Origin of the sequence: Pseudomonas sp. 9.2(2024), from assembly GCF_039695385.1 — a bacterium.
Classification (GTDB): domain Bacteria; phylum Pseudomonadota; class Gammaproteobacteria; order Pseudomonadales; family Pseudomonadaceae; genus Aquipseudomonas; species Aquipseudomonas paraglycinae.
The window spans coordinates 5,096,420-5,106,986 of record NZ_CP155585.1 but is presented as its reverse complement, the minus strand read 5'-3'; the positions used below and the strand labels follow the sequence as shown (position 1 = coordinate 5,106,986).

At 61.4% G+C, this 10,567-nt stretch carries 10 protein-coding genes; 4 read left to right on the top strand and 6 right to left on the bottom strand.

Features of this window, described 5'->3' with window-relative positions:
- Positions 1-2: 2 nt before the first annotated feature.
- Positions 3-1,433 carry an exodeoxyribonuclease I gene (gene sbcB, locus ABFB52_RS23005; RefSeq protein ID WP_129973142.1) on the top strand — a complete coding sequence of 477 codons (1,431 nt, stop codon included), beginning with the start codon at positions 3-5 and terminating at the stop codon, positions 1,431-1,433.
- A 102-nt stretch (positions 1,434-1,535) separates the two neighbouring features.
- On the opposite strand, the gene mvaT is transcribed toward sbcB, so the two are convergent.
- On the bottom strand, positions 1,536-1,913 hold the full coding sequence (gene mvaT, locus ABFB52_RS23000) for a histone-like nucleoid-structuring protein MvaT (protein WP_007951234.1): 378 nt from the start codon (positions 1,911-1,913) through the stop codon (positions 1,536-1,538).
- Positions 1,914-2,252: 339 nt separating this feature from the next.
- On the opposite strand from mvaT, the gene purU reads away from it, so the two are divergent.
- Both purU and ABFB52_RS22990 read left to right on the top strand, forming a co-directional pair.
- Complete coding sequence (purU, locus tag ABFB52_RS22995) at positions 2,253-3,101, top strand: formyltetrahydrofolate deformylase (protein ID WP_102717259.1); 849 nt, start codon at positions 2,253-2,255, stop codon at positions 3,099-3,101.
- Between the two features lie 133 nt (positions 3,102-3,234).
- Positions 3,235-3,411 (top strand): hypothetical protein, encoded by a 177-nt coding sequence (locus ABFB52_RS22990; RefSeq protein WP_165369538.1) that lies wholly within the window; start codon positions 3,235-3,237, stop codon positions 3,409-3,411.
- On the opposite strand, the gene ABFB52_RS22985 is transcribed toward ABFB52_RS22990, so the two are convergent.
- The 4 genes from ABFB52_RS22985 to ABFB52_RS22970 form a co-directional block, all read right to left on the bottom strand.
- A complete protein-coding gene (locus ABFB52_RS22985; protein WP_102717260.1) occupies positions 3,395-4,393 on the bottom strand; it encodes a lysylphosphatidylglycerol synthase transmembrane domain-containing protein in 999 nt (332 codons plus the stop codon). The two genes, ABFB52_RS22990 and ABFB52_RS22985, sit on opposite strands and share 17 nt — an antisense overlap.
- A complete protein-coding gene (locus ABFB52_RS22980; RefSeq protein ID WP_129973140.1) occupies positions 4,390-5,166 on the bottom strand; it encodes a polysaccharide deacetylase family protein in 777 nt (258 codons plus the stop codon). The genes ABFB52_RS22985 and ABFB52_RS22980 overlap by 4 nt, the downstream gene beginning before the upstream one ends.
- Positions 5,159-6,271, bottom strand: a complete 1,113-nt coding sequence (locus ABFB52_RS22975; RefSeq protein WP_085745215.1) for a glycosyltransferase family 1 protein — start codon at positions 6,269-6,271, stop codon at positions 5,159-5,161. The genes ABFB52_RS22980 and ABFB52_RS22975 overlap by 8 nt, the downstream gene beginning before the upstream one ends.
- A gap of 158 nt (positions 6,272-6,429) precedes the next feature.
- Entirely contained in the window at positions 6,430-8,319 is a 1,890-nt protein-coding gene (locus tag ABFB52_RS22970) for a methyl-accepting chemotaxis protein (protein WP_085745214.1), read from the bottom strand.
- Between the two features lie 188 nt (positions 8,320-8,507).
- On the opposite strand from ABFB52_RS22970, the gene ABFB52_RS22965 reads away from it, so the two are divergent.
- A complete protein-coding gene (locus ABFB52_RS22965) occupies positions 8,508-9,995 on the top strand; it encodes a helicase HerA-like domain-containing protein (protein ID WP_129973139.1) in 1,488 nt (495 codons plus the stop codon).
- Positions 9,996-10,005: 10 nt separating this feature from the next.
- Here ABFB52_RS22965 and ABFB52_RS22960 read toward each other — a convergent pair whose 3' ends face one another.
- The gene (locus tag ABFB52_RS22960) at positions 10,006-10,461 is read right to left on the bottom strand and encodes a DciA family protein (RefSeq protein WP_007951226.1); all 456 of its coding nucleotides are present in this window, start codon (positions 10,459-10,461) and stop codon (positions 10,006-10,008) included.
- Positions 10,462-10,567: the final 106 nt, after the last annotated feature.

Genomic DNA, 10,567 nt, shown 5'->3' with positions numbered 1-10,567 from the left:
CCGTGACTTCCATTTTCTGGTACGACTACGAAACCACCGGCATCAATCCCCGATGCGACCGCCCGTTGCAGGTGGCCGGGATCCGCACCGACCACGAACTCAACGAAATCGACGCGCCGGTCAATCTCTACTGCCAGCCCAGCGAAGACATCCTTCCGCACCCGGCGGCATGCGCGATCACTGGCATCACCCCGAGCCGCCTCGCCGAACAGGGCTTGAGCGAAGCCGATTTCATGACCCGGGTTCACGCCCAGCTCGCGGCTCCCGGCACCTGCGGCGCGGGTTACAACACCCTGCGCTTCGACGACGAGATGACCCGCTACAGCCTGTACCGCAACTTTTTCGATCCCTATGCCCGTGAATGGCAGGGCGGCAACAGTCGCTGGGACCTGATCGATGTCGTGCGCGCCGCCTATGCGTTGCGCCCGGATGGTCTGGTCTGGCCGACCGATGACGAAGGCAAGGTGACGCTCAAGCTCGAGCGCTTGACCGCCGCCAACAACATCGATCACGGCAATGCGCACGAAGCCTTGTCGGACGTGCGCGCCACCATTGCTCTGGCCCGGTTGATCCGCGAGAAGCAGCCGAAGCTGTATGACTGGCTGTTCCAGTTGCGCAGCAAACAGAAGGTCATGGACCAGATTCGCCTGTTGCAGCCGATGGTGCACATCTCCGGTCGTTTCTCCGCTGCGCGCAGTTATGTCGGCGTGGTGCTGCCGCTGGCCTGGCATCCGCGCAACAAGAACGCGCTGATCGTGTGTGATCTGCACCTGGACCCGCAGGGGCTGCTCGACCTGGATGCCGAAACATTGCGTCAGCGCCTGTATACCCGCCGTGACCAATTGGCCGAAGGCGAGTTGCCGGTGCCGCTCAAACTCATCCACATCAACAAGTGCCCGGTGGTGGCGCCGTTGGCGGTGCTGAGGGCTGAAGATCAGCAGCGTCTGGGTCTGGACATGGCGTTGTATCAGGCGCGTGCATTGCGACTAAGTGACGCACAACAAGTTTGGAAAGATAAAGTCTCGGCGATTTATGCCAGCGAAGATTTCACCTCGAGTGAAGATCCCGAACAACAGTTGTACGACGGATTTATCGGTGATCGCGATCGTCGTTTATGTGAGCAAGTGAGGACGACCGATCCTGCTCAATTGGCGCGAGAGCAATGGCCGTTCGATGATGAACGTTTGCCTGAATTGTTGTTTCGATATCGAGCACGTAACTTTCCCGATACGTTGAATTTCGAAGAGCAAGAACGCTGGAAAATCTTTTGCCGGCAACGCTTGTCCGCGCCGGAGTGGGGCGCCCCTAATACCTTGCAATCTTTTGCCGAGGCCATGGAGCAATGGCTGCTTAGTGCTGCGCCGATGCAGGCCGAGGTGTTGGTTGAATGGCAGAACTATGTCCAGGCATTGCGCAAACGTTTGGATCTTTGAAATCGAACATGTCCGGCATCTTGAATGCCGGGCATAAAAAAACGCCAGCATTCGCTGGCGTTTTTTTGTGTCACAGAAGCGCTCTGCGACAAGGGTTGCGGTTTAGCCCAGCAGGGTAGCCCAGCCTTCAACCACGTCACCGCCCCACTTGGCTTTCCACTCTTTCAGAGTTTTGTGGTTACCACCTTTGGTTTCGATGACTTCGCCGTTGTGCGGGTTTTTGTATTGTTTAACTTTGCGAGCACGCTTGGTGCCGGTAGTTTTGGCTGCGCCGCCACGTGGTGCTTTGGTTTTGGACTCTGGATCCAGCAGCGCGATGATGTCGCGCAGGGATTTGGAATATTCGCCCATCAGTGTGCGCAGTTTGCCTTCGAATTCCAGCTCGGCTTGCAGTTTGTCGTCTTGCGACAGGTTCTTCAAACGGGCTTGCAGCTCTTTGATAGCTTCTTCGGTGGCACGATATTCGTTGATCAAGGACATGATTACTACCTTATGTGGGAGTGCGCGATGGCAGGGGACAGTGCGGCAATAATAGTCAGGCTGTTTCATCAAGTAAACATTTAGCCGGGGTTTTTATTTGAATTAGTTACGTTGAAAAGCCGTGAATTGAATATTCAGTTAAATATTGTGATGGAGTCTTCACAGATATTCACACAAGCCTGTTCATGCATGGCTATTACTGCGCCATCATTCTGGCGTTTGAGGGCGTCAAAAAAGCTGCGGCGGGCTGCCGTGAGGCTTCGAGGGTCATCAATACTGCAGTTTTCCCGCGCAGTCGCTAGAATGGCCGCCTTTGCGAAGTTCTGGAGTTTCCCCCTCATGCGCACTTTTCGGCTGGTGATTTCTTGCCCGGACCGCGTTGGCATCGTTGCCAAAGTCAGTAACTTTCTGGCGGCCCACAATGGCTGGATCACCGAAGCGAGCCACCACTCGGATAACCAGGTCGGCTGGTTCTTCATGCGTCACGAAATCCGTGCCGATTCCCTGCCTTTCGGTATCGAGGTGTTGCGCGAGAAGTTTGCACCGATCGCCGAAGAGTTCTCGATGGACTGGCGCATCACCGACACCGAGCAGAAAAAACGCGTGGTGCTGATGGCCAGCCGCGAATCCCACTGCCTGGCTGACCTGCTGCACCGCTGGCACAGCGACGAGCTGGATTGCGAGATTTCCTGCGTGATTTCCAACCACGACGACCTGCGCAGCATGGTCGAGTGGCACGGCATTCCTTATTACCACGTGCCGGTCAATCCGCAGGACAAGCAACCGGCCTTCGACGAAGTGTCGCGCCTGGTCAAGCAGCACGATGCCGAAGTGGTGGTGCTGGCGCGCTACATGCAGATCCTGCCGCCGGACATGTGCCGCGAATACGCGCATAAGGTCATCAACATTCACCACAGCTTCCTGCCGTCGTTCGTCGGTGCCAAGCCGTACCACCAGGCTTCGATGCGCGGCGTGAAGCTGATCGGTGCGACCTGCCACTACGTGACCGAAGAGCTGGACGCCGGCCCGATCATCGAGCAGGACGTGGTGCGTGTCAGCCACAGCGACAGCATCGACGATATGGTGCGTTTCGGCCGTGACGTCGAGAAGATGGTGCTGGCTCGTGGCTTGCGCTATCACCTGGAAGACCGCGTGCTGGTGCACGGCAACAAGACCGTGGTGTTCTGATTCAGGATCGTTCCCACGCTCTGCGTGGGAATGCCTCTTCAGACGCTCCGCGTCTGCTTTGGGACGCAGGGCGTCCCGGGCTGCGTTCCCACGCAGAGCGTGGGAACGATCCACGGACCTTGAGGACATACCGATGAGCGATCCACTGGACAAAGCCACTTCCAAGGCGCCCGCCACGCTCGGCGAGGGCTGCCTCAGCCGCTATGACCCGGATGACCTGAGCCCGGAGGACGGCACGGAGTTTCCCGGCGCTGCCGAACTGTGGGAACAACTCAAGGACGAAGACGATAACCTCAAGAAGCCTGTCTGACGCTCAGCAGCTTTTTCAGCAACGGCCGGCCCAGCATCAGTAGAAACACCGGGCCACCGACCAGCAGATAGAAGTAATACGTCACCACCCGCCAGATCAGGATCGCCGCCGCCGCGGTCGATTTGCCGACCATCGGCGCCAACAGCGCCGCCGAGGTCAATTCCGCTGCACCGGCACCGCCCGGCAACAGGCTGAATTGCCCCGCACCCAGCGAAAGCATCTGGATCAGAAACGTCCAGGCCCACTGCACATCCGTCCCCAGCCCGCGCAACGCCAGATACAGCACGCTATAGCGCAGCGACCAATGCACGCAGGTCAGGACGAACACCTTGATCAATGTCTGCCACGGTAATTTCAGCGCATCGGTGAAAGCGGCAAGAAAGTGCAGCAACTGCCGTGCCCAGCGCCGTCGGGTACGCGGTTCGACGTTCATCCCGGCCAGCAGGCGCCCGCTCAGGCGAATCAAGCGACGGTGATAACGCGCGACCAGCACGCAACTGAACAGGCCGCCGGTCAACGACAGGGCACTGACGATCAGCAGCCATTCCATACGGTCGCTGAGATGCTGGAACAGCGCGTAGATCAGAATTCCGCTCAGGGCGCAGAGAAAGAACAGCAGATCGCTCAACTGATCCATCGCAAACACGGCGCTGCCCCGGGCCGGACGCACGCCGCTGCGCGCCAGCAGCGCCATGATCGTCAACGGTCCTCCGCTGCCGCCGGGTGTGGCGCACCAGGCAAATTCGGCGGCCATCACCACCCCGAGGCTTTTGAGGGGTGTGACCCGGTCACGCTGATCGCCGAGCAACAGCCGCAGGCGCAATGTGTTGATGCCCCAGCACAGCAGAACCATGGCGAACATGATCAACAGCCAGTGCAGCGGAAACGCCTGCAGGCGCCCCCAGGTCTCGCCGCCCCCGAGCAGGACGGGCACCGCCACGGCTACCAGCAGGCCGATCAGCAACAGAATGCCGCGACTCAAGCGGCACGCTCGGCTTGAGTGCGCTGGCGCGTCAGCCAGTCGATTTTGGTCATGGGCACGCGTCCGTCCGCCAGCAGTCGTTCAAGGGTGCGCCACCAGTAATCCCGGCAAAAGCGGTGGCGCATGTCCACCGGATGCAAGCCTAGACGAATCACTGGCGCCTGGCGCCAGCGCTGCTCTCGCTGTTCGCTGATGACCTTCGACATGCCGCGACGCCAGGCGCTGCGTGCGCTCCAGACCAGTCCCGGGGCCTCGACCGCGGTGAAATCCGGCAAGTGATAAAGATGCTGCGGATCGCTGGTGTAGCGCAGCGGCAATTCGCGCAATGCCTGGCGCGTGCCGTCGCTCATCAGCCAGGCCGGGGCGACGAAACCGTGCAGCGGCCAGTCGTGGCGCCGAAACAGATCGATGCCCGGGCGCAGGCGGGCGAGGGCGGCTTCCCGGGACAACTGGTAGAACTCGCCTTCATGGGTGTAGACCCGGCGCATGAACCAGTCGCGCGCCGTGCGCGGGCCGGGCTCGGTGTCTTCATGAAAATGGCCGTGCAGGGCCAGTTCATCGCCGCGTGCGACGCGCTGGTCGAGCATTCGGCAAAAATCCGGATTGGCTTCAAGCGCATCGCGTCGATGGAAATCCGGAACCACCAGCCACGTCATCGGGACGTTGCCCAACCGGTCAACGGCTTCGACGAACGCTCGATAATCGGCCCACGTGGAGGGCGCCACGTCATGCAGCACCAGCATTACCGCCGGGCGCTCGTGAAATTCAGCCATTGGCCACCCGAGGAACCGAATCGCCGAGTACCGCGTGGTAATGGCTCAGCAGGCTGTCGACCACCGTGTCCCAGGCGTAATGCCGTTCGACATGTTGGCGTGCCTGCTGGCCGAGTACGCCAGTCCCGCGACTGAACAGTTCGCGCACGGCATTGGCCATGGCTTGCGCACTGTTCGGCGCGCAGAGCAGGCCGCAGGATTCGCTGACGATTTCTTCGAACGCTCCGGCCGCCACCGCCACCACCGGAATGCCGCAGGCCATGGCCTCCAGAATCACCAGACCGAAGGTTTCCTGATCGCCGGCGTGGATCAGCGCGTCGGCACTGGCCATCAGCCGTGCGACCTGCGCGGCCGGGCAGAACCGGTCGATCACGCTGACATTGTCCGGGACGGAAGCCGGCATCGACGAGCCGACCAGCAACAGGTGATAACGCGGGCCCAGGCGTTTCATGCAATCGAGCAGCACCGGCAGGTTTTTCTCCTTGGAACCGCGACCGGCGAAGATCAGCAGGCGCGTGTCCTCGGCGATCCCCAGTTCGCTGCGCAACCCGGCGTCGCGGGCATCCGGGTGGAAGGTGTGCAGATCAACGCCCAGCGGTTGCACGAAGACGTTGCGCACGCCCAACCCGCTGAGCTTGTCGGCCATCACCTGGCTGGGTGCCAGCACCCGGTCGAAATTGCCGTACAACTTGCGCACATACGCGTCGACATTCGGCGTGACCCAGTGGCCCATGCGGTTGCCCACCAGCAGCGGCAGATCCGAGTGATAGAAGCCGATCACTGGCACATCGAGTTGTCGACGCGCATCGAGCGCAGCCCATGCGGTGAGGTACGGATCACCAACTTCGATCAGATCAGGCTGCAGATCCTGCAGGACGTTTCGCCAAGGGGCCAGGCGCAGGGGAAAGCGATAGCCCTTGCCGAAGGGCAGGGCGGGGGCGGGAACCGTGTAGACGCCATCGCGTTCGCCCAAGTGCGCGCCGGGAATCAGCAGGCTGTGGCGGATGCCGGGCTTGACCCCCAGCCGGCGGTGCTTGGCATCCAGATAGGTGCGCACGCCACCGCTGGCCGGGGCGTAGAACATGGTGATGTCGGCGATATGCACGGTGAACGTCCCTCCGCGTTGATCTCCCTTGGTTGACCTTTATCAAGAATAGATGTTCGGTCGGGGTTTCGCGGTGGGGTGCAAGGCCGGTTTCGGAGGAATTGTCGGTCGTCTTCGTCGGACAGTTGTGAACGACGAAGACGACCGGCAGAGCGGCTTTAAATGCGGAAGCTGCCAACCAGTTGCTTCAATCGCGAAGCCTGCTGCTCCAGATCCGAGCAAGCCCGCAACGTCGCCTGCAGGTTTTCGACACCTTCCTGGTTCAGCGTATTGATCTCGGTGATATCCACGTTGATCGACTCGACCACAGCCGTCTGTTCCTCGGTCGCGGTGGCCACCGACTGGTTCATCCCGTCGATTTCACCAATGCGCTGGGTCACGCTGTTCAGGCGTTCGCCGGCGAGGTTGGCGATGTCCACGCTGTCCTGGCTGTGGCGCTGGCTGTCGCTCATGGTACTCACGGATTCGCGGGCGCCGACTTGCAGCTCCTCGATCATGGTTTGTACCTGTTGCGCCGATTCTTGGGTGCGGTGGGCGAGGTTGCGCACCTCGTCCGCCACCACCGCAAAGCCGCGACCGGCTTCACCGGCACGTGCCGCTTCGATGGCCGCGTTGAGCGCCAGCAGGTTGGTCTGCTGGGAAATGCTGGTGATCACTTCCAGGATCTGGCCGATGTTCACGGTCTTGCTGTTCAGCGATTCGATATTGCTGCTCGATGCGCTGAGCATGCTCGAAAGCTGATTCATGGCCTTGATGCTGCGCTCCACCACTTGCTGGCCGTCTTCAGCCAGGCCGCGGGCGTCGCTGGCCTGGGTCGAGGCCTGGGCGGCATTGCGGGCGATTTCCTGGGCGGCGGCGCCGAGCTGGTTGATCGCCGCAGCCACGCTGTTGGTGCGCGAGGCTTGCTGGTCGGAGTTGTACATCGACGAGTTCGAGGCCGCGACCACCCGCAGGGCGACTTCGTTGACCTGGCCGGTGGCCGATGACACTTCGCGAATCGAGCCGTGAATACGCTCGACGAAACGGTTGAACGCGGTGCCGAGCACGCCGAATTCGTCCTGATTCTGAATGGTCAGACGCTTGGTCAGGTCGCCTTCGCCGTCGGCGATGTCTTCCATGGCACGAGTCATCACGTGCAGCGGCTGGATCAGGATACGGATCAGCATGCCGAGCAGGGCAATGATGATCGCCACCGCAATCACGGTCGCGATCACGGCCGAAGCGCGGAATTCGCTGAGCATCGAGAAGGCTTTGTCTTTATCCACCGACAGGCCGATGTACCAGTTCACCGACGGCAGGCCCTTGATCGGGGTGAAGTTGACGATGCGGGTCTTGCCCTCGACGGTGACTTCACTGAAGTCACTGCTGATGCGCGGGGTGTCCTGCGGATAGGCTTCCTTCAGTGACTTCATCACAAGGGCCTTGTCCGGGTGCACCAGGATCTTGCCGTCGGCGCTGACCAGGAACGCGTAGCCCATGCCGGAGAAGTCCCGGGCGCTGAGGGTGTTGATCAGGGTTTGCAGGCTCAGGTCGCCGCCCACCACGCCCACGCTCTGACCGGCCTTTTTCGCGGCGGTGGCGATGGAAATGATGGTCTGGCCGGTGGCGGCGTCGATGTACGGTTCGGTCAGGGTCGAGGTGCTGCTGCTTTCCGCACCTTTATACCAAGGACGAACACGTGGATCGAAACCGTCCGGCATCTTCGCATCCGGGCGGATGGTGAAGTGCCCGGTAGCATCGCCGAGGTAAGACGCCATGAAGGTCGACGTCAGGGCTTTCTGTTCCAGCAGGCTGGCGACGGCGGCAGGGTCGGGGTTGATGGCGATGTTCTGGGCCGCGTTCTCGATCAGCAGGATGCGCCCGCTGAGCCAGGTCTGGATATTGTCGGCTGTGACCTCGCCCATCTCGTTGAGGTAATTGTCCAGGTCCTCGCGGATCGCATTGCGTTGCAACCAGTCGTTGTACAGCGTGAACGAGGCGAAGGCGGCAATGACGATGAGGGCGGCGGCAAGCAGGATTTTATGGCTGAAACGCAGATTTTTGTTCATGGCTTGGGGTTCCGCTAAGGTCTTATTATTCAGGGCGTGCTTCTATAGATACTCGCCAGGTGGGCTTGATGGGTACAAGCAGGTATTTCCGCTTCTCCTTAGGGAAATCTCCGATGCGGATGTCAGTCGCATCTGTCACCGTTAGCTATCGGCCATGCTCGATCAAAGATTAACCATTGGGTGACCAAATGCCTGAATCTTCGCAACTTGTAATCGGCGCTGACCTCGCCGGGCAACCGATCGCCCAGGCCATGCGCCTGGCCAACCGTCACGGACTGGTGGCCGGCGCAACCGGTACCGGCAAAACCGTCACCCTGCAGCGTCTGGCCGAGGCGTTCAGCGACGCCGGGGTCGCGGTGTTCGCCGCCGACGTCAAGGGCGACCTGTGCGGCCTCGGTGCTGCCGGCATCCCCCAGGGCAAGATCGCCGAGCGCATCGCCGGCATGCCGTGGCTCAAGCACACGCCTCAGGCGTATCCGGTGACCCTGTGGGACATTCACGGTCAGTCCGGTCATCCGTTGCGCACTACGTTGAGTGAAATGGGCCCGCTGCTGATCGGCGCGCTGCTGGAACTGACCGACAGCCAGCAATCGGCGTTGTACGCAGCGTTCAAGGTGGCGGATCGCGAAGGCCTGTTGCTGCTGGATCTCAAAGACCTGAAAGCGCTGCTCAATCACCTCAAGGACAATCCGCAGCTGCTGGGCGAAGACGCCGCGCTGTTCACCACTGGCTCCAGCCAGGCGCTGTTGCGGCGTCTGGCGACGCTGGAGCAGCAGGGTGCCGAGGCGTTGTTCGGCGAGCCGGCGCTGCAACTGGAGGACATTCTGCAGCCGACCGCCGATGGTCGCGGACGCATTCATCTGCTCGACGCCAGTCGTCTGGTACATGAGGCGCCGAAGGTCTACGCGACGTTCCTGCTGTGGCTGCTGGCCGAGCTGTTCGAACAACTGCCGGAACGCGGCGATGCCGACAAACCGCTGCTGGCGCTGTTTTTCGATGAGGCACATTTGTTGTTCGGCGACACGCCCAAGGCGCTGCAAGAGCGCTTGGAGCAAGTGGTGCGGCTGATCCGTTCCAAAGGCGTGGGCGTGTATTTCGTCACCCAGTCGCCGGGCGATCTGCCGGACGATGTGCTGGCGCAACTGGGGCTGCGGATCCAGCACGGCCTGCGCGCGTTCACCGCCAAGGAACAGAAATCCCTGCGGGCGGTGGCGGACGGCTTCCGGCCGAATCCGGCGTTCGACACCTTGTCGGTGCTCACCGAACTCGGGATTGGCGAGGCTCTGGTCGGCACCTTGCAGGAGAAGGGCACGCCGGAAATGGTTCAGCGAGTGCTGGTGGCACCGCCGCAATCGCGGATCGGGCCGTTGACCGAGACCGAGCGCACGGTGCTGATTGCCGGTTCGCCGTTCAAGGGCCGTTATGACAAGCCGATCGACCGCGAGTCGGCCTATGAAATCCTGATGGGGCGCAAGGGGCTGGCACCCGAGGCTGAAGCGGCGCCGGGCAAAACGGCGGCTGAAGAGCCGAGTCTGGCGGACAAGGCCGGAGAATTCCTCGGCACGGCGGCGGGGCAGGCGCTCAAGTCGGCGATGCGCCAGGCGGCGAATTCGCTGGGCAAACAGTTGGTGCGCGGTCTGATGGGTTCATTGCTCGGCGGCAGCAAACGCCGCTGATCAACAAGGCTCAGGTTTTGGGTTTGGCGTGGGCGGCCAGTCGTTCCAGTGCCGCTCGCAGATTCGGATCGCTGATCCCGTCGGCGGTGGCCTGGATGGTCGCCGCCGCATCCGTTGACAGGTCGATCGTCGGTCCGCTCGCTTCGCGCTGGATGGTCGGTGGCCGCACGGCGAACTTGATTCGCGTCAGATTGGCGAACTCGTCGAACATCTGCAGTTGCCGTTGCAGGCGTTTCTGCTGATAGCGCAGGCGCGTGGCCCAATGGCCGTCGGTGACGATCAGCAACAGTTCGCCCTCGCGCCACTTGGCCACGTGGCAGTGTTCACGGGCGGCAGGTTGCAGCTGGCTTTCGAGCAGACGTTGCAGATGGGCCAGGCGCTGGGCATGACCGAGGATGGCTTTCAGCGGTCTGGCTTCGCGTAGCAGAACGGCGGGCGCTCTGGCTGTGAGAGGGCGAAATGCCATGATCTAGGACCTGAAGTGACAGAGGCGCCATGGTAGCAGATGGCAGCCATTTCACTCGCCCATTGCTTTTGTCCCTGCTTTGCCCATTAAATCAACGACTAACTTC